Here is an 18,522-nt window from a genome sequence, read left to right on the forward strand (position 1 = left end):
ATATTGTTTAAAGGGGTGTAGACATGGATCCATTGATTCTGACGGGTATCATTGTCGTACTGGTCATCCTGTTCCTGATCCTGTTCTTTACGTTCATTCCGATCGGGCTGTGGATTTCCGCCATTGCGGCCGGTGTCCGGGTGGGCCTGTTCACGCTGGTGGGTATGCGTATCCGCCGTGTGGTGCCTTCCCGCATCGTCAATCCCATGATCAAGGCGGTAAAGGCCGGTCTTGACGTGGCCATCAACAAACTGGAGGCCCATTACCTGGCCGGCGGCAATGTGGACCGGGTGATCAATGCCCTGATCGCGGCCCAGCGCGCCGACATTCCCCTAGTGTTCGAGCGGGCGGCCGCCATCGACCTTGCGGGCCGCGACGTGCTGCAGGCCGTGCAGATGAGCGTTAATCCCCGAGTCATTGAGACCCCCGTGGTTGCTGCCATCGCCAAGGACGGCATCGAGCTGAGAGCGAAGGCGCGGGTCACCGTGCGGGCCAACATCGACCGCCTGGTGGGCGGCGCCGGCGAGGAAACGGTCATCGCCCGTGTGGGCGAGGGCATCGTCACCACCGTGGGTTCGGCAGCCAGCCACAAGGCCGTGCTGGAGAATCCTGACCTCATCTCCCGCACCGTGCTGGCCAAGGGTCTGGATGCGGGCACCGCCTTTGAAATCCTCTCCATCGATATCGCCGACGTGGACGTGGGCCGCAACATTGGCGCCCAGCTGCAGATGGACCAGGCGGAGGCCGATAAGCGCATCGCCCAGGCGAAAGCCGAAGAGCGCCGCGCCATGGCCGTTGCCCGGGAGCAGGAAATGCAGGCGGCGGTTCAGGAGATGCGCGCCAAGGTTGTGGAAGCCGAGGCGGAAGTGCCCCGGGCTATGGCGGAAGCTTTCCGCAATGGACGGCTGGGCGTGATGGATTACTACAACATGCAAAATGTGGTGGCGGACACCAACATGCGGGATACCATTGCCAACAGCGGCAAGACGCCGCCCAAGGACGATTCTGCCCGGCCCACCCGCTGATGAAGCTGTGAAGGAGGATAACCATGGATGATATCGGCTCGCTAGTCGTATTTGCGATCATTGCCATCGTGGGCCTGGTTTCCTCTGCCAACAAGAAAGCGGCGAAGAAGGCGCAGGAGGCCCAAAAGGAAGCCCAAAAGCGGCCCGTGCGGAGGCCGGCCAATCCCTATCCGCCGAAGGCGGCAAATGCAAAGCCGAACCCCTATCCGCCCATGGGACCCCGTCCCGTGGACATGGGAGGGAGCCTCTCGCCGGATGATCCGGTCATGATGCCCGATGACGAGCATCTGGGCCGGGTGCCGACGGGCACGATGGGCGGCTCCATGCCAGCGTCGGTACCTCAGGGCCCGGGAACCATTCCCCAGGCTGCCGCCACCATTCCTCAGCAGCCCATGCGGCACCGCATGGCCTCCGCGGAGGAACAGCGGCGGGAGTACAAGCGGGCGGAGATCCTGGAGACGATGAAGAACGCCGGGGAGACGGAAGGGACCTCCAAGGACGCCCAGGTGGAGCTGAAGCGGCGGTTGGCCGCCAAGCACCGCCGGGAGGAAGCCTTGAAGACTCAGACGGCGGCGGTTTCCTCCAAGGTGGAACAGAAGGTGGAAAGTGCGCTGCGTCAGCGGCGGTCCCTCACGGACTGGGATACCGAGGATCTGAGACGGGCCGTGGTCTGGTCGGAAATTTTGGGTGAGCCCAGATCTCGGCGGATGGGCAGAAGAGCTTAGAGAAAAAAACCGGAGGGAGGCGTCGCCCCGCTTCGGTTTTTTTATTGGAGGGATTCGTTTGAGCAATCGGCGAGGGAGAAAACAAAAAAAGAATCTGTCCATGTCCGCTACCGCGGCTTTTGCGGTGATTCTGCTGGCGGCGGCGGTGTTTTTGGTGGGCGCGGGTCTGGGCTGGTGGAGCGAAAAAGCGGTGAGCGCCTCCGCCTTCCCCGACGACGCGGACCGGCTGGGGGAGAAGGGGATGAGCGTGCACATGCTGGACGTGGGCCAGGGCGACAGCCTTATGGTGGCCTCGAAGGGCGAGGTGATGCTGGTGGACGCCGGCACCAACGAATCGGGCGGCACGGTTTGCGATTATCTCGGGAGGAACGGCGTGACGCGGCTGAATCTGGCGGTGGGCACCCATCCCCATGAGGACCACATCGGCGGGCTGGACACGGTGCTGGAAAACTTCCCGGTGGACGAGATGTGGATGCCGGACCGGGTGAGCGACAGCAAGACCTACAAAGAGGTGCTGGAGGCGGCAAACGCCAGGGGAATCCCCCGGCGCATGCCGCAGGTGGGCGAAGTAAGGCCCCTGGGCGGAGCGGAGATCACCGTGCTGGGGCCCGTGCACCAGGATTACGAGTCCACCAACGATGTGAGTCTGGTGATGACGGCGAGGTATGGCGGCTTCGGCATGCTCCTCACTGGGGATGCGGAAAGGAAGGCCCTGAAGGATATTCTGGACAGCGCGAATCGAAAGAGCCTCCTATGCCAGGTGCTCAAGGTGGGGCACCACGGGAGCAGCACCTCCACCTTTCCCGAGCTTCTTGACGCCGTGGGACCGGAGGTGGCGCTCATCTCCCTGGGAGCGGGGAACAGCTATGGGCATCCCCATGAGGAGGTTCTGGACGCCTTGATGGGCCGGAAGGTGGCGGTGTACCGCACCGATCTCATGGGCAGCATGATGGTGGAGACCGATGGTGAAACCTACAGGGTCTATGTGGAGGAACAGGCAAATGAAAACGAGCTGGAACCGGCAGCTTAGGAGGAATGGACATGATTAGAGACCGCGAAGGACGGACGCTGGAAGAATTTCTGGCGGCCTATGATCCTAAGAAATATGATCAGCCCAGCATCACCGTGGATATGGTGGTGTTCATGCCCAGGAATGAGCGGCTGACGGTTCTTATCATCAAGCGGGGCAACCACCCCTTTCTGGGGGAATGGGCGCTGCCCGGAGGCTTCATGAATATGGATGAGACGCTGGAGGAAGCGGCGGCACGGGAGCTGGTGGAGGAGACGGGCGTCACGGACGCGGCGCTTCATCCTCTGGGCTGGTTCGACAGCGTGCATCGGGACCCCCGGGGCCGGATTGTGACCGGCGCTTTCTGGGCGGTGGTCCCGGAGGGATGCCGGGTTGCGCCCGGCGATGACGCCGCGGCGGCCATGTTCGTGCCGGTGGGACTGGTGGAGCTGACCGCGGGCTACCGGGTGGTTGCCCATACGAAGGAAGGCCCGGTGAAGGCCAGCGCCGTATGGCAGGAAAGACCGGTCCATAACGGTATCCACAGGCGGCTGGTGCAGGGGGGTAAGAGCGGCTTCGGCGCCGATCACGGGCTTATCCTGATCCAGGCCATGCTGGCTCTTCGGGAAGCCTCCTACGGCGTGGGCGTGATGGAGGCGCTGCCCGATGACTACACCAGCGAGGACGTAAAGCGCATGCGGGAGATCCTGAGGGGCCGTCCTTGAGGAAGTGGGGGAAGCGGGCCTTTTGGACCGGCACTGCTTTGGCCTGCCTTGCCGTCCTTTATTTTGGCGGCCAGGCGCTGCTGGGCCTTGGAGGTTCCGCGTTCCGCCCCTGGGTGAGCACGGCGGTGATCGGCCTTGGGGTGCTTTTGGGATGCGTTTTTTTGGTCATGCTCATCGTTCTCACGGTGAAACTCGTCCTTGAGCCCCTGGGCAGGGGCGGCTGGCGGACCGTGCAGCGCATCGTTGGACCGCTGGCGGCGGCAGGCCTGCTCTGGATGATGATTTTTGCAGGGAGAGCGGGGCTTTTGGGCCTCGTGTTTTCCATAAAGCCCGAGCATGTCATGGACCGTGACGGCGCCCGGATGGTGGCGGTGGTGAACAGCTTTCTTGAGGTGACGGTGAACTACCATGCCTATCAGAATTTCCTGACCATGGGCAAGGATGTTCTGATCTATGAGGACTATGGCAATGGCGGGTATGATCCCTTCGAGGAAGGGCGGGACGCCCAGCCGCTCCGCACCCTGCCCTAGCCCTGTTTCCCGGCCAGCGCCCTTTGCAGCAGGGGAAGGATCAAACTGGCCGCCGCGCCGCCGATGAGGGCCGTGGCCAGCTGGGGAAGGGAAAACATGTGGGAGACCGCTGCGGCCTGCTGTCCGTTCAGCTGAAGCAGGAAGGGAATGGCCACCTTCACGATGCCCCCGTACAGCACGAGGAATTTGGCGCAGGCGGCGGCAGCGGTGGCCAGAATGGGCCCTCTGGCGCCGCTCAGCCGGCCGAGGAAATGCCAAAGGAGGACCAGCACAACGTTGCCTGCGATGATGAAGGGTATGAGGCTCCAAAAGGGCCCGATTCCCAAAAGCTTGGCCAGGATGGGCGAGAGCACGGCGACGGACAGACCGGAGGCGGGTCCGCAGACCATCACCGAAACGATGAGCAGCAGATTGACCACCGATCCGGTGACAAGGGTGTTTCCAAAGGATGCGGTCAGGGCCTGAAGCACCACCAGCAGGGCGAGAAATACGGCGGTGCGGGTGATCCAGCGGATTCGGCTTTGATTTTTCATGGGGATACACTCCTTTAATTTCGATTGTGTGTACCATTATAATCGAAGGGGCGGGATATTCTTGTTGCCGCGGCAACGGAAAGGAGCGTTCCATGGGGAAACTGCAAAGGGCCGGGCTATTTGCGGGACTGGAGGAGGGGGCATGCCGGGAACTTCTTCAGTGCCTGGGAGCCCGAACCGCCCATTACGGCAAGGGCGAATTCATCATCACCGAAGGCGATGAACCCGCGGAATTCGGGGTTCTTCTTTCCGGCCGTGCACGGGCGGTGAAATGGGATCCGTCGGGCCGGCTCATCATTTTAACCTTGCTGGAACGGGGAAGCGAGCTGGGCGTCATGCTGGCCGCCAGCGGCGGCCGGCGCAGTCCGGTGACCGTGGTGGCCGAGGAGGATGCATCGGCGGTGTGGATCGCCTGCGAGCGGCTGCTCAGCCGCTGCGAAAAGGCCTGCCGGAGCCACGAACAGCTGTTGAGAAACTATATCAGGGCTGTGGCGGAAAAGGGGCTGGTGCTTCACGAGAGGATTGACTGCCTGCTTCGGCCCACCCTGCGGGAGAAAATCATGGCCTATCTGACGCGCATGGCCGGGGAGCGGGGGAGAAAATTCACCCTGCCGCTGAACCGCAACGCCATGGCCGAATATCTGAACGTGGACCGAAGCGCCCTGTCCCGGGAACTGTCCCGCATGGCCAAGGATGGTATGATTAAATATCATAGAAATGACTTTGAATTGCTGTAAAAAAGACGGTGCAGCGAGGAGCCGCACCGTCCTTTTCGGATTTATTCGGGCAGAGCGTTTTTATCGATGATGTCCAGAACGCTGGAAAGAGCGTTGCGGTAGCCTTCCCGGCGCATGGCCTCAATGTACTTTCCGCGGTTCTCGAAGAGGTCCGCCGTGGCCGTGTAAAGGGTGTCCTCATCGAGCTCCTCCTGGGGCAGTACCTTGGAGAAGCCTCGCTTTTCAAAGGAGCGGGCGTTCAGGAGCTGATCGCCGCGGCTGGCCGAAAGGGGCAGCGGAATGAGCAGGTTCGGCTTTTGCAGGGCGAGCAGCTCAAAGATGCTGTTGGAGCCCGCCCGGGACACGAAAAGGTCCGCCGCCGCGAAAAGATCGGGCAGGCTTTCATCGGCGTACTCCAGCTGCCGATAGCCCGCCTCCCCCTCCATCTGAGGATTGAGGTGGCCCCTGCCGCACAGGTGAACCACATCAAAACGGATTTTGAGCCGCTTGAAGCTCTCCCACACCGCCTCGTTGATGGCCTGGGCCCCGAGGGATCCGCCCATCACCAGCATGACCGGCTTTTGACCGTTAAAACCAAGAAGCTCAAGACCGCGGCGCCGGTTCCCGGAGAAGACCTTCTCCCGAAGCAGCGCCCCGGTGTAGACCGCGTTTTCCCGGCCTTCCGCCGTTTCCGGGAAGGTGGTGCACAGCACCTTGGCGTAGGGCTGGGCGATCTTGTTGGCAAGCCCGGGCGTGTAGTCCGATTCATGGGCCACGATGGGCACCTTGCGGCTGGCGGCCGCCAGCACCACCGGGACCGCCACGTAGCCGCCCTTGGAAAAGACCACGTGGGGCCGAAGCTCCTTTAGGAGCCTGCGGGCCTGCCCGAGGCCCTGAATCACCCGGAAGGGATCGGACAGATTTTTGAGAGATTTGTAGCGGCGCAGTTTGCCCGAGGCAATGGGATGGTAGAGGATATCCGGTTCGTCGGCCAGGAGGGAGCGCTCCACGCCGTCCACGGAACCGATGTAGTGGACCTCGTAGCCCCTTTCAAGAAGTCCCGGCACAAGGGCCAGATTGGGGGTCACGTGGCCCGCCGAACCGCCGCCCGTCAATACAATTCGCTTCATGCTTACCTACCCTGTTTCTCGATGTCGCAGATGAGATCCACCCGCCGCTGATGCCGTCCGCCCTCGTAGCCGGCGTCCAGGAATGCGTCCACGATGAGCTTGGCCAGCTCCGTGCCCAGCACCCGGCCGCCCAGGCAAAGAACGTTGGCGTCGTTGTGCATCCGGGTCATTTTGGCACTGTAGGGCTCGGTGCACACCGCCGCCCGGACGCCCCGCACCTTGTTGGCCGCCATGGACATGCCGATGCCCGTGCCACAAAACAGGAATCCAAACCTGGCCTCGCCGTCCGCAACGGCATGGGCGGCCTTTCGGGCCGCGTCGGGATAATCCTTGAATTCACCGGCATCGGTGAGCGCATAGCCCTTTCCCATAAGATATTCATAGATGGCTTTCTTTAGATCGGTGCCCGCGGAATCGGACGCGAAAATCAGTTTCATGGATCAATCTCCTCCAAAATTTTTAAAACTCGATGCCCTTTCGGGCGGGGGTGCCCTTGTCAAAAGGATGTTTCACGCATTCCACCCTGGAGGCGTAGTCAGCGATTTTTAGGAGCTGCGGCGTGGGCTTTCGGCCGGTGAGCACCACTTCGAGGCCCGGGAGCCTGTCCGCAAGAGCCGAAACCACCTCGTTCTCCGAAAGAATGCCCAGCTCCAAAGCGCCCAGCGCTTCATCCAGGATCAAAAGATCCGCGCCGTCCGCCTTCATGACGGAAACGGCCCGTTCCCAAAGGACCCGCTGAGAGGCCGTGTAGGCGGTCCGCTCATCCTCATTCATTTGAAAGACGAACTTTTGGGTGCTCTCGTCCCGAAGCAGGGTGCAGCGGGGCGCATTCTTCATAAAAAGCGCCTCTCCCGAGGGCGTACCCTTCAAAAATTGGCAGATGGAAACCGTCATGTCCCGCCCGAGGGCCCGGACGGCCAGACCGAAAGCGGCGGTGGTTTTACCTTTTCCCTCACCGAAATACAGGTGTATTTTGCCCTCCATAGCCGCTTCTGCCTCCATTTCCGCCAAGTTCGCAACAACATTGTAGTATAGTTTTCCCTGAACGGCAAGGGATAAAAGCTTGCCTTCCCGGTCAGGCTTTTTTATAATCAAAGGAAAGGGGGAATGATCGTGGCGTATACCGCGTTGTACCGGGCCTATCGTCCGGCACGGTTTGAGGATATGGTGGGGCAGGAGGCCGTGGTGGCCACGCTGAAAAATCAGGTGGCCTCCGGAAGGATCGCCCACGCCTATCTTTTTTGTGGCAGCCGGGGCACGGGCAAAACGTCGGCCGCCAAGATCCTGGCCCGTGCGGTGAATTGCGAGCATCCTGAAGAGGCGCCCTGCGGACACTGCGGTGTGTGCGAGAGAAGCGGGGACGAGGGATTCATCGATATTCTGGAGATCGACGCCGCCTCCAACAACGGCGTGGAGGAGATCCGGGATCTCCGGGAGAAGGTCAAGTATCCGCCGGCCTACGGCCGCTACAAGGTTTATATCATCGACGAGGTGCACATGCTCTCGACCGGCGCCTTCAACGCCCTTTTAAAGACGCTGGAGGAGCCGCCCGCCCATGTGGTGTTCATTCTGGCCACCACCGAGCCCTCCCGTCTTCCGGCCACGGTGCTCTCAAGATGCCAGCGCTTTGACTTCCGCCGCCTGGATACGGCCACCCTCACGGGGCTTCTCCGGGATGTGGTGGGCAGAGCCGGCGGCAATGCCGATGAGAAGGCGCTCATGCTCATCGCCCGCATGGCCAAGGGCGGGGCGCGGGACGCCCTGTCCATCGCCGATATGGCGCTTTCCTATGGGGAGCGCATCACCGAAGCCACGGTGCGGGATATTTTGGGCATGCCCGAGGAGGAGCGGATGGCCGAGATGGCCGAAGCCGTGCTGGAGGGGGACTCCTCCGCCATTTTGGAGGGCGTGCGGGAGGTTTACACCCGGGGTCAGGACCTCGCGGTCTTTGCCGCGGCGCTGGCCGGGTACTTTCGGGATCTTCTCGCAATCCGGTCGGTAAAAAATCCGGCGGATGTGGTGGACGCTTCCCCGGAGGAGCTGGAAAGGATGGGCGGGCTTGCCGCAAAGTACGGCAGGGACGAGCTGTTCTATGCCGCCAGCCGTCTGGCCAAAGTGGAGAGCGAGATGAAGTGGAGCGACCAGGGCCGCTACATTCTGGAGCTGGCCCTGATGGAGGCGGCCCGTCCGGAGACGGATGAGCGGGCGGCCCTTATGGCAAGGCTGGAGAAGCTGGAGCGCCGGGTGGCGGAAGGAGTGCCGGGGCCGAGGGCGGACCTTCCGCCTGCGGCGGCCCCGGCGGCTGACAGCCCGCCTTGGGAGATGTCTGAAGCGGCGCCTGAAACATTGCCCGCAGCGCCGCCCGCCCAGCCCTCCGAGGCGCCTGAGAGCTCTCCGCCCGAGCCCGGGCCGGAACCGGCCGGCGCACCGGCGGGGCATTTCAGCGGGGATGCGGCGGCGGCCTGGCAGAAGGTGCTGAAGGTGGTCAAGCGGGAGCGGATCGCCCTTTATACGCTCATCAAGAGCGGCGTCGCCCAGGAGGTCCAGGACCAGGTGCTCTTTGTGGGCTTTGAGGCTTCGCCGGCCAACCAGCTCTACCAGGGCCAAATGGAGAAGGCCAACAATCGGGATTACCTGGATGAGGTGGCCGCCCGGGCGCTGGGGGAAGGCTGGAAGATTCGAAGCCGCAGGCTGAAACCGGCGGACGAACCTCTCTTTCCCGCCGCCCAGGCCTTTTTTGGGGAGATGACGGAAAGAGAGGAAAATCCCTCTTAAAGATCGAATAGGATAGGCAGGAAATTGAAGGAGGCAGACGATGGCAAAGAAATTCCAGGGCTTTGGCGGCGGCGCAAACATGCAGCAGATGATCCGCCAGGCTCAGAAGATGCAGCAGGAGATGGCCCGGGTGACGGAGGAACTGGAGAACCTGGAGGTCAGCGCTTCCGCCGGCGGCGGGATGGTCACCGCCACGGTGAGCGGCAAGAAGGAGCTCAAAGCCCTCGAAATCAATCCTGAGGCCGTGGATCCCGACGATGTGGAAATGCTCCAGGACCTGGTGATCGCGGCTGTGAACGAAGCCATGCGCCAGGTGGACGAGAAGAGCCAGCAGGAGATGGGCAAGGTCACCGGCGGCATGAACCTGCCCGGCATGTTTTAAATGGCGGCCATTGCGCCGCTGGAACGGCTGGTCAACGCCCTTTCCAGGCTTCCCGGCATCGGCAGCAAAACCGCCCAGCGCCTGGCCTACCATGTGGTGGCCCAGGACGAGGCCTGGGTCCGGGAGCTTGCGGAGAGCATCTATAACGCTAAAAAGAAGACGGCACCCTGTCCCGTATGCGGGGCCCTGTCCGAGGTGGGCATGCCCTGTGCGCTGTGCGAGGACCCCCGCCGCCGCCGGGATATCCTGCTGGTGGTGGAGAATATGCGGGACGTGGTGGCCATGGAACGGGCCCGGGACTACAACGGGCTCTATCACGTGCTGGGCGGCGTCCTCTCGCCCATGGAAGGGATTGGCCCGGACAGCCTTCGTTTCGGTGAGCTGATGGACCGCCTGAAGGACGGCGAGATCAAGGAAGTGGTGCTGGCCACCGATCCCGATGTGGAGGGGGAGGCCACCGCCGCCTATATCGGCCAGCTTTTGAGGCCTCTCGGGGTGAAGGTGACCCGCATTGCCCACGGCGTGCCGGTGGGCGGCGAACTGGAGTACACGGATGAGCTGACGCTGAACCAGGCCTTCCGCGGAAGGCGGGAACTGTAAATCGCCGTGTAGGTTTAAATAGGCCTTCTTTGGATAGACTAAGAACATCATTCCAAAGGAGGTTTGAATCGGATGAAATGGTGGGAACGGGAAGCGCGGGAGGAAACCTCCTACCGCGAACTGGTTTATGAGGCCTGGGCCGACTGGCAGGCGGCCATGAACTATTTTGAAACGGTGAAGGACCCCGAGCTGGTGGATTTTGCGATTTACGACCTGGAAGCGGCGCGCAGAAAGTATATGTATATGCTGGGCCAGGTGCGAAAGGATGAGGCGGGCAAGGCCGTACCTCTTGCCGTACCCGAGGCGCCGGCCGCAGAGGCGGTCAGCGCGGGAAGTCAGCAGGCATAATTTTGTCCCTTCATCATAAATTGGATTGAGGGGGGATAAGCATGGGCCTGAACGTGGACTGGGGTGTGGTGCTCGCCTTTGCGGGCGGCCTTGTTTTGCTCTACATCCTGGGCAAGATCTTTGTAAAGCCGGCTCGGTTCATCTTGAAATTTATCCTGAACGGGGTGGCCGGCGGCGTGCTTCTATGGCTGATCAACCTGATCGGCAACCAGTACGGCTTCAGCATCGTGATCAATCCCATCACGGCCCTCATTGCGGGGTTTCTGGGCATCCCCGGCGTGATACTGCTTTTGCTGCTGGGACCTATTCTGAACATCTGAAAAATAACGCGGATTTATTTCCGCGTTTTTTTATACCCGGTCAAGTTATGGTATAATGGGTAAAAATGACCCGGAGGGATGGACATGCTGGTATCCTGGAAACAGCTGATGGAGGACGTGGAGAGGTGCGAAGCCTGCGGGCTGTGCAGAACCCGCACCCATGTGGTGCCCGGCGGCGGCGACGTCCACAGCCCGCTCATGTTCGTGGGCGAGGGCCCCGGCGCCGAGGAGGACAGGCAGGGGCTGCCCTTCGTGGGTCCGGCCGGCAAACTGCTCGACAAGATGATCGAGGCCATCGGCGTCAGGCGTCAGGACGTCTACGTTGCCAATGTGGTCAAGTGCCGCCCGCCGGGCAACCGCAATCCCACCGATGAGGAGGCGGCGGCCTGTCTCCCCTTTTTGCGGCAGCAGGTGGCGCTGATCCAGCCCCGGGTCATCGTGTGTCTTGGGTCGGTGGCGGCCCGCCATCTCATCTCCCCCGATCTTCGGATCTCCCGGGACCGGGGCGAGTGGGTGGTGCGGAAGAACTATTTCTTCATGCCCACCTATCATCCCGCCGCCCTGCTCCGGAACCCGGAATGGAAGAAGGATTCCTGGAAGGACTTCAAATCCATTCGGGACATGCTCCGGGATATGGACGAGCCTTTGTTTCGAGGTTGATTGATGCAGATCATTGAGATTTTGGCCCTCTTGGCGGGGGGCCTTGTGGTGGGCGTGACCGCGGCCTACGGCGTGATGTGGCTGAAAAAGCCCGCCGAGCTGCCGCTGGAGGAACCCGCCATGGCCTTTTCAAAGCGGGATGGCCGGGTGGCCCTGCTGGCGCTGGGGACCCGGCTTCTTCTGCTCGTTCTGGGCGCGCTGACCTACTGCCTTTTGGTGGAGCCGGACAGTCTTCGGAACATCTTCAGCATCTGGGACGCCACCCACTACATTGAGCTGGCCCGGGACGGCTATCCCATCGTGGGGGACGGAGCCGTGCGCATCGCTTTTTACCCCTTCTATCCCATGGTGGTCCGGGCCTTCTCCGTCTTTACGCTGGGGGACACCTTCTGGTCGGCCATGCTGGTCTCCAACCTGGCCTACATGGCCAGCTGCGTGCTCTTTGACCGGCTCATCCGCATGGAGGGGGAAAGGAGCCTTTGGCAGACCCTCTTTTTTGTGTGCGTGCCCTTCTCCTTCTTTTTTGCACTGCCTTTTTCCGAGGGGCTGTTTGTGGCGATGATTCTTGGAATCTGCTATCTGCTGCGCCGGGGCAGATACGGCTGGGCGGGGGTGCTGGGCATGCTGGCCGCGCTGACAAAAAACCAGGGCGTGGTGGTGGCGGCGCTTTTCGCGGCGGAAGCGCTGTATATGTTCTGTCAGGGGGATAAAAAGCGCGCCCTTCGGATCGCTTTGTCCGCACTGTGGGTGGTGGGCGGTTTTGTGCTCTACCTTGGCTTTAACACCGTGCTCTTTGGCGACCCCCTTCACTTTTTGGATGTGCAGCAGGACAAGTGGAGCCACACCTTCCAGCCCTTCTGGCATGTGGTGGGGGAATGCTTTGAATACGGCAAAGATCTGGCCACGGCCGAGGATTTCATGATCTGGATACCGGAGACGGTGGGATTCTTCCTGTTCGCGGGGCTGGTGGTCCTGGCGGCGGTGAAAAAGGTGCGGCCCACCTATGTGATCTTCTCCGCAGCTATCCTTTGGGTGGCCTATTCACCGTCCTTCCTGCTTTCCGGCCTTCGGTACATGCTGCCGGCCTTCGCCATGCCCATGGCTCTCGGGAGGCTGGAGGGCCGCACGAGAACGGTGCTTCTTGCGGCATCGGCGGTGTTACTTTTGTTCGTGAACGGGTTATACTGTTATCGTACGCTGATATTTTAGGAGGTAGCCGATGAACAAGGAGCGGGAGATGAAGTCCGCCGTAAAGAAGTTTGAAACCACCGTGAACACGGTGTATGAGAACGGCAAAATTCTGGTCATGGGAGAAGGCGGCCTGGACAGCCCGGTGATGCTGGTGGGCGAGGCGCCGGGGGAACAGGAGACCATGCAGAAACGGCCCTTTGTGGGCAAGGCAGGAAAGAATCTGGACAGCTTCCTTCACGAGACCGGCCTCAGCCGGGACAGACTGTATATCACCAATACGGTGAAGTTCCGGCCCACCCGGGTGAACGAAAAGACGGCCCGAGTGTCCAACCGTCCGCCAAGCCGGGAGGAGATCGCCCTTTGCCTGCCCTTCCTCCGGGAGGAGATGCGGATCGTGGCGCCGAAGGTGGTGGTGACGTTGGGCAACGTGGCCTTAAGGGCCGTATCGGGGAACCCCAAGGCCACCATCGGAACGCTTCACGGCGCCATGATGCCCGGTGCGCCGGTGGAGCTTTTCGCCCTGTATCATCCGGCCAGCGTGATCTACAACCGCTCCCTGGCTGAAACGTACATGGAGGACCTGCGGGCGCTGCGAAGGGCGCTGGACCAAGTATTGGACTAGATAACAAAAAAGGACCCGGCTTTAGGCCGGGTCCTTTGTGCGTCACAGAGCGCGGGTGAGGATGAAGCCGCCGGCGTTATCACCGGACAGCGCCGTTTTGGCGGGAAGGTCGTACACGCCGGGGGCGAGACGGGTGATCTCATAGACCCGGCCGTCCTGGCGGTGAACCAGTCCGCCGGCATGGGAGAGATGTTCCACATATTCCTCCAAAGTCCAGCCATATTCGGCCAAGATCGCGGCATGGGGCCGACCCACATACCGGAAGTGCCAGGGCTCATGGGCGATGGCGGTGATGGGCTCCTTGCCGGCGGGATAGCGGAGGGTGAAGCCATAGCGGGGCGCCAGTTCGGAAAAGCGCAGGCAGGGCCCCTCCCCGGGAAAGTGAGGGCACAGAGGATCGATCACCGGGAGGTTCTGTCCCACATCCAGGGCCAGGCCGGAGGCGTGCTCACTTTCGCCCGGCCGGGCTACGAACTGGGCGGTGAAGCCGGGACCGTTGGTGAGAAGCGAGTCCCGGTAAATCTTGTCCTGCTCCTTTTGGGAGCGATAGCCGCTCACCGGCACGATTTCGCCCTTGCCTGCGGCCGCCGCAAGCAGACGCCGAAAGGCCGCCGCCGCCCGCCGTTCCAGGAAGACCCGGGTTCGGGGCAGGGCGGGCACCAGGTCCACATAGGCTTCGGGCAGGGGATGGTCCCGGTTCACCAGGATCAGCGTCCCCTGATGGGTCATTTCAGCGGTTAGACGTACGCGCATAATTCCTCCTTATCCGGCTCATAGCCCAGTTCGCAGCAGCTGGTGAACAGCAGCTCCCCGCCCTCGCCCCGGAAGATATCGCTTCTTCGATAGAGCTTGTCCTGGTCCCGGTAGAGGCACACGTTCCGCTCCTCCACCCGCTGGGGCGGTTCGGGAAGTTCGCTCAGCAGAGCGACGGTGATATGGGTTTCATCGAAGGTGATGGCAAGCTGATAGGCGGTGTTCCACAGGTTTTTCAGCTTGAGGTCCAGCCAGCCCTCCTGAATGGTGGCGTCCACGCCCACCGGAATCGTCTTATCCGGCGGCGGAAAGTGCTCCACCGTGTGGCCGTGGCGTTCCACGATGGCGAAGGGCCCGTGGAGCATCACCCAGCAGATGAGGGTGGACAGCTGGCACAGGCCGCCGCCCCGCACGGGCACGATTTCCCCGTCCATGAGGCACAGCGCGTCCTTGTAGGCGCTCTCCCTCGCCTTTCGCACCGCCTGCCAGAAGGAGAACACCTCGCCCGGCCCGATCACCAGCCCATCCAGCGTGGCGGCGGCGATCTTGAGGTTGTCCACCTTGTTTCTTTGGTAGGTCATGTCAAATCCGCTCTCGGTGTTCAGCATCACCTGGCGGGCGCTGTAGACGCAATGGGGCAGGGGAGCCGCCCGGGTTTTGGCGTAGGCGTTGCCATCGAAGAACATCTTTATGTAAAAACAGCACTTTCTTTGCCAGCGGCGGAGAGGCAGCAGGAAGGGAAAGCGCTGGGTCAGTCTTTTTCTCATGGAATACGCTCCTTTTCAATCGCTGGCTTCATTCTAGCAGGGATGACGGCGCATGTTTTTAAGGGAACGGCACGAAAACCTTACGAATTTCTTAAAGCCAGAGCGCGGGTATTTCTCATCTGGTTTTTACGCAAGCTAATTGTATGATCATATTAGCCTGGACTAACTTCTGGTGATTTGAATATGGACAGCCGGGAAACCGGCGGAGAGGAGAAGAAAATGCACTGCACAACGAGGATAACCGACACCGTGGTGTGGGTGGGCGGCAGCGACCGGCGGCTGGCCCTGTTTGAAAACCTGTTTCCCGTGCCCCGGGGCGTCGCTTACAACGCCTATCTGATCATGGATGAAAAAACGGCCCTGGTGGACACAGTGGATGCGTCCATCACCGGACAGTTTATGGACAACGTGACGCACACGCTGGAGGGACGGCCGCTGGACTATCTGGTGGTCAACCATATGGAGCCGGACCACTGTGCCAATATCGAGGCGCTGATGCTCCGCTTCCCGAATCTCAAGGTGGTGGGCAACGTGAAAACGCTTGCCCTCATCGGCCAGTTCTACGATATGGAGCTCAAAGGGCGCACCCTCACCGTCAGCGAGGGGGAGGAACTGAGCCTTGGGAGCCGCACACTGCGCTTTTACTTTGCGCCCATGGTGCATTGGCCGGAGGTGATGATGACCTATGATACCCGGGAGAAAATCCTTTTCTCCGCCGATGCCTTTGGCAGCTTCGGCGCGCTCGGCGGCAATCTCTTCAATGATGAAGTGGATTTCGACCGGGACTGGCTGGCGGACGCCCGGCGCTACTACGGCAACATCGTGGGCAAGTACGGGCCGCAGGTGCAGGCGGCGCTGAAAAAGGTGGGCGGCCTGGAGATCCGCATGATCTGCCCCCTTCACGGCCCCGTCTGGCGCAGCAGCATTTCGTATCTTTTGGAAAAGTACAACCGCTGGAGCCTCTATCAGCCTGAGGAGCGGGCCGTGGCTGTTATGTACGGCTCCATGTACGGCAATACGGAGAACGCCGCACAGATTCTGGCCGCTGAGCTGGCGCAGCGCGGCGTTAAAAATACCGCCGTTTACGATGTGTCCGGCACCCACGTTTCCTATCTGATCGGCGAGGTGTTTCGCTGCAGCCATCTGGTGCTTGCGGCGCCCACCTACAACAACGGGATCTATCCGGCTATGCTGAATCTCCTCCATGATATGAAGGCCCTGAACCTGCAGAACCGCACCGTGGGCATCATTGAGAACGGTTCCTGGATGCCGGTGAGCGGCGCCAGGATGCGGGCGGTGCTGGAGGAAATGAAGGATATGTCCGTGCTGGAACCGGTGGTCACCCTCAAATCCTCGGTGAAGGAGGACTCACTGGGCCGGCTGAAGGCACTGGCGGATGCGCTGACGCAGTCTTTGACGGTGTAGAAAGGCATGCCGGCCGGAGCCAAGTGAACGGAGTGTCAGGGTGGCAGGGATCAGCAATCAAAGGTTCAGCAAGCCGCGCCTGGGCGCGGGGCGCTATTGGAGGCGCTCCTACTTTGCCGAGCGGGGATTTGGGACGGCGGCCTGTGAAAGCGGTGGAGCGGCGCTGGCGCTGCTGGCACAAAAGTCCTTTGTCTGCATGGTGCTGGACGTGATGATGCCCGGCATGGACGGCTACGCGGTGTGCCGGACGGTGCGGAAGAAGGCCGGCACGCCGGTGATCTTTTTGTCCCGCCTTGACCACTCGATGATAAGATCAAGGGACGGATGCCGGGCTGTATTCCAACTTTGTCTATCGGGGCGGCGGAGAGGCGTACCCGATGTATGTCTCGGAGTATGAAAAAGCAGGCCCCGCGAGCATCGAGCGCTGCAGTTCCCGCGTCTCTACGGCGAAAGTTTGGGAATATGACGGCCTGACGGTTGACGGCGGCCAAAAGTAAATATCCGCGGACCGGAAACACGGCCGACCCGCTGCCCTTCCTGCTGCTGACAGCGGCCTCGCTGCTTGGCTGCATCGGTCTTGGAATTTATCGAAAGGGCGGTAAAAAGCGGCACGGATAGACCGACAAAGCGTTCAGAATAGGAAGAACCCGGACAGCTGAGGCTGCCCGGGTTCCTTTTCTTCTGCCGGCAGATGATTTGTGAAAATGCTTTGATCAGACGACCTGATAGACCCAGCCGTGGGGGTCCTCGATCTCACCGTACTGAATGCCCGTCAAGGTGTCATACATGCGGCTGGCCACCTCGCCCATTTTGCCGCCGTTGATCAGGTATTCCTTGTCCCTGTAGCCCAGCTTGCCCACGGGAGAGATGACCGCCGCCGTACCGGTGGCAAAGCTCTCCTGGAGCCGGCCCTTTTCCTGGGCCTCGATGAGCTCCTCAAGAAGGATGTGCTTCTCCTCCACCTTGATGCCCATATCCTTGGCCAGCTGAATGGTGGAATCCCGGGTGATACCGCTGAGGATGCTGCCGTTGAGCTTCGGGGTGACCAGAACGTCATCGATCATGAAGAAGATGTTGGAGGAGCCGACCTCCTCAATATAGCGCATCTCCACGCCGTCCAGCCACAGCACCTGGTCGTAGCCCGCCTTGTGGGCCTTCTCGCCGGCCAGGATGCTGCCCGCATAGTTGCCGGCGGTCTTGGCCGCTCCGGTGCCGCCGCGCACAGCCCGCACGTATTCGTCCTCCACGTAGATGGAGGTGGGCGCCAGGCCGTTGGCGTAGTAGGGGCCGGAGGGAGAACCGATGATGTAGAACAGGTAGGTCTGGCTGGTGGTTACGCCCAGCTTCTCATCGGTGGCGATGATATTGGGGCGAAGGTACAGGCTGGCGCCCTTCGTGCCGGGGACCCAGTCTTTGTCCGCCTTCACCAGCTCGGCGATGCCTTCCACCGCCGTTTCCACCGGGAAGTTGGGGATGCACATGCGCTCGGCCGAACGGTTGAGCCGCTCAAAGTTGTTGAAGGGGCGGAACAGGTTGACGCCGCCATCCTTGCGGCGGTACGCTTTCATGCCCTCGAAAATCTCCTGACCATAATGGAGCACGGACATGGCCGGGCTGACCAGCATGGGGCCAAAGGGCTCAATGCGCGGATCGTGCCAGGCTCCCTCGCTGTAGTTCCATTTGAACATGTGGTCCGAGTAGATCTTGCCAAATCCCAGCTTGGATTCATCGGTGGGCTTGGGCTTGGGCGCAGTGGTGAGCGTCTTTTGAATGGCCATGATACTTCCTCCTTGCCTGATTCACTTACATTTTTCCTTAATTCTATCCCCCCGCCCAGGCACTGTCAAACAAAAAAATCCCCTCAGCCGCGGTACGCGGGAGGGGGAGGAGAGGGAGGATAGATCCAAAACGGATCAATTGATGGGATGGGGAACCGAACACGTTATCCGATCCAACATCCAACCCTATAATATTACGGAAATATTACATTGTCAATACCTTTATTAAATAAAGTTAAGATTTTATGAAAAAACTGAGGATTCGACAGCTGTCGATCCATGGACTCAGAGTTGACAAAGGGCGGGCGGATTGATATAATGACGCCACAAATCAGTTGCGAATGAAGGGGAACGGCTGTCGAGGCGCCAAAAGAGAGAACGGTTCACTGGCTGAAAGACCGTTTGGCGGTCAAAGCGGTCTGCCCGCCCTGGACGCACCGGCGAGAGCCGGCGCAGCGCTGCGATAAAGCCAAAAGAGTGGGCCGAAAGGCCAAATAAGGTGGTACCG

General features: G+C 61.0%; 23 protein-coding genes. 16 read left to right on the forward strand and 7 right to left on the reverse strand.

Translation table 11 applies throughout. The features are described 5' to 3' along the window. The first annotated feature begins 23 nt into the window (after positions 1 to 23). From floA to H8696_RS00530, 5 genes are read left to right on the forward strand one after another with little or no spacing between them, the layout of a single operon-like run. Positions 24 to 1,025, forward strand: coding sequence for a flotillin-like protein FloA (floA, locus tag H8696_RS00510; protein ID WP_249314224.1), 1,002 nt, complete (start codon positions 24 to 26; stop codon positions 1,023 to 1,025). 23 nt (positions 1,026 to 1,048) lie between these two features. Further along, a complete protein-coding gene (locus tag H8696_RS00515) occupies positions 1,049 to 1,750 on the forward strand; it encodes a hypothetical protein (RefSeq protein ID WP_249314225.1) in 702 nt (233 codons plus the stop codon). A 58-nt stretch (positions 1,751 to 1,808) separates the two neighbouring features. Beyond that, positions 1,809 to 2,780 (forward strand): ComEC/Rec2 family competence protein, encoded by a 972-nt coding sequence (locus H8696_RS00520; RefSeq protein WP_249314226.1) that lies wholly within the window; start codon positions 1,809 to 1,811, stop codon positions 2,778 to 2,780. Positions 2,781 to 2,791: 11 nt separating this feature from the next. Then, entirely contained in the window at positions 2,792 to 3,484 is a 693-nt protein-coding gene (locus tag H8696_RS00525) for an NUDIX domain-containing protein (protein ID WP_249314227.1), read from the forward strand. Then, positions 3,481 to 4,014, forward strand: coding sequence for a hypothetical protein (locus H8696_RS00530; protein WP_249314228.1), 534 nt, complete (start codon positions 3,481 to 3,483; stop codon positions 4,012 to 4,014). Before H8696_RS00525 ends, H8696_RS00530 begins: the two co-directional genes overlap by 4 nt. Here H8696_RS00530 and H8696_RS00535 read toward each other — a convergent pair. After that, entirely contained in the window at positions 4,011 to 4,547 is a 537-nt protein-coding gene (locus H8696_RS00535; protein ID WP_249314229.1) for an ECF transporter S component, read from the reverse strand. The two genes, H8696_RS00530 and H8696_RS00535, sit on opposite strands and share 4 nt — an antisense overlap. A 92-nt stretch (positions 4,548 to 4,639) precedes the next feature. Between H8696_RS00535 and H8696_RS00540 the strand changes: the two genes are divergently transcribed. Next, positions 4,640 to 5,284 (forward strand): Crp/Fnr family transcriptional regulator, encoded by a 645-nt coding sequence (locus H8696_RS00540; RefSeq protein WP_249314230.1) that lies wholly within the window; start codon positions 4,640 to 4,642, stop codon positions 5,282 to 5,284. Positions 5,285 to 5,325: 41 nt separating this feature from the next. Here H8696_RS00540 and H8696_RS00545 read toward each other — a convergent pair whose 3' ends face one another. From H8696_RS00545 to H8696_RS00555, 3 genes are read right to left on the reverse strand one after another with little or no spacing between them, the layout of a single operon-like run. After that, positions 5,326 to 6,393, reverse strand: a complete 1,068-nt coding sequence (locus tag H8696_RS00545) for an undecaprenyldiphospho-muramoylpentapeptide beta-N-acetylglucosaminyltransferase (protein WP_249314231.1) — start codon at positions 6,391 to 6,393, stop codon at positions 5,326 to 5,328. A 2-nt stretch (positions 6,394 to 6,395) separates the two neighbouring features. Continuing rightward, positions 6,396 to 6,830, reverse strand: coding sequence for a ribose 5-phosphate isomerase B (gene rpiB / locus H8696_RS00550; RefSeq protein ID WP_249314232.1), 435 nt, complete (start codon positions 6,828 to 6,830; stop codon positions 6,396 to 6,398). A gap of 22 nt (positions 6,831 to 6,852) precedes the next feature. Next, positions 6,853 to 7,377: a cob(I)yrinic acid a,c-diamide adenosyltransferase gene (locus tag H8696_RS00555; RefSeq protein WP_249314233.1), complete on the reverse strand. Its 525-nt coding sequence runs from the start codon at positions 7,375 to 7,377 to the stop codon at positions 6,853 to 6,855. A gap of 123 nt (positions 7,378 to 7,500) precedes the next feature. Here H8696_RS00555 and dnaX point away from each other — a divergent pair, with 123 nt between their 5' ends. From dnaX to H8696_RS00595, 8 genes are all read left to right on the forward strand, one after another. Further along, positions 7,501 to 9,168, forward strand: coding sequence for a DNA polymerase III subunit gamma/tau (gene dnaX, locus H8696_RS00560; protein ID WP_249314234.1), 1,668 nt, complete (start codon positions 7,501 to 7,503; stop codon positions 9,166 to 9,168). A 40-nt stretch (positions 9,169 to 9,208) separates the two neighbouring features. Further along, positions 9,209 to 9,550, forward strand: a complete 342-nt coding sequence (locus H8696_RS00565) for a YbaB/EbfC family nucleoid-associated protein (RefSeq protein ID WP_249314235.1) — start codon at positions 9,209 to 9,211, stop codon at positions 9,548 to 9,550. Then, positions 9,551 to 10,150, forward strand: a complete 600-nt coding sequence (gene recR, locus H8696_RS00570; RefSeq protein ID WP_249314236.1) for a recombination mediator RecR — start codon at positions 9,551 to 9,553, stop codon at positions 10,148 to 10,150. Between the two features lie 72 nt (positions 10,151 to 10,222). After that, on the forward strand, positions 10,223 to 10,498 hold the full coding sequence (locus tag H8696_RS00575; protein WP_249314237.1) for a DUF2508 family protein: 276 nt from the start codon (positions 10,223 to 10,225) through the stop codon (positions 10,496 to 10,498). A 41-nt stretch (positions 10,499 to 10,539) separates the two neighbouring features. Further along, positions 10,540 to 10,818 carry a pro-sigmaK processing inhibitor BofA family protein gene (locus tag H8696_RS00580; RefSeq protein ID WP_249314238.1) on the forward strand — a complete coding sequence of 93 codons (279 nt, stop codon included), beginning with the start codon at positions 10,540 to 10,542 and terminating at the stop codon, positions 10,816 to 10,818. Between the two features lie 87 nt (positions 10,819 to 10,905). Continuing rightward, positions 10,906 to 11,478: a uracil-DNA glycosylase gene (locus H8696_RS00585; protein ID WP_407926357.1), complete on the forward strand. Its 573-nt coding sequence runs from the start codon at positions 10,906 to 10,908 to the stop codon at positions 11,476 to 11,478. Positions 11,479 to 11,481: 3 nt separating this feature from the next. Then, a complete protein-coding gene (locus tag H8696_RS00590) occupies positions 11,482 to 12,687 on the forward strand; it encodes a hypothetical protein (protein WP_249314240.1) in 1,206 nt (401 codons plus the stop codon). A gap of 10 nt (positions 12,688 to 12,697) precedes the next feature. Further along, positions 12,698 to 13,291, forward strand: coding sequence for a uracil-DNA glycosylase (locus H8696_RS00595; protein ID WP_249314241.1), 594 nt, complete (start codon positions 12,698 to 12,700; stop codon positions 13,289 to 13,291). Positions 13,292 to 13,333: 42 nt separating this feature from the next. On the opposite strand, the gene H8696_RS00600 is transcribed toward H8696_RS00595, so the two are convergent. Both H8696_RS00600 and H8696_RS00605 read right to left on the reverse strand, forming a co-directional pair. Continuing rightward, a complete protein-coding gene (locus H8696_RS00600; protein ID WP_249314242.1) occupies positions 13,334 to 14,044 on the reverse strand; it encodes a D-alanyl-D-alanine carboxypeptidase family protein in 711 nt (236 codons plus the stop codon). Beyond that, a complete protein-coding gene (locus tag H8696_RS00605; protein ID WP_249314243.1) occupies positions 14,029 to 14,811 on the reverse strand; it encodes a VanW family protein in 783 nt (260 codons plus the stop codon). The genes H8696_RS00600 and H8696_RS00605 overlap by 16 nt, the downstream gene beginning before the upstream one ends. Positions 14,812 to 15,030: 219 nt before the next feature. Between H8696_RS00605 and H8696_RS00610 the strand changes: the two genes are divergently transcribed. Both H8696_RS00610 and H8696_RS00615 read left to right on the forward strand, forming a co-directional pair. After that, positions 15,031 to 16,236, forward strand: coding sequence for an FprA family A-type flavoprotein (locus H8696_RS00610; RefSeq protein ID WP_249315950.1), 1,206 nt, complete (start codon positions 15,031 to 15,033; stop codon positions 16,234 to 16,236). Between the two features lie 40 nt (positions 16,237 to 16,276). After that, complete coding sequence (locus tag H8696_RS00615) at positions 16,277 to 16,633, forward strand: response regulator (RefSeq protein ID WP_249314244.1); 357 nt, start codon at positions 16,277 to 16,279, stop codon at positions 16,631 to 16,633. Positions 16,634 to 16,949: 316 nt separating this feature from the next. Here H8696_RS00615 and H8696_RS00620 read toward each other — a convergent pair whose 3' ends face one another. Then, on the reverse strand, positions 16,950 to 18,014 hold the full coding sequence (locus H8696_RS00620; protein WP_249314245.1) for a branched-chain amino acid aminotransferase: 1,065 nt from the start codon (positions 18,012 to 18,014) through the stop codon (positions 16,950 to 16,952). Between the last annotated feature and the right edge of the window lie 508 nt (positions 18,015 to 18,522).

The organism is Gehongia tenuis (genome assembly GCF_014384795.1).
In the GTDB taxonomy this organism is placed as follows: Bacteria; Bacillota; Clostridia; order Christensenellales; family NSJ-53; genus Gehongia; species Gehongia tenuis.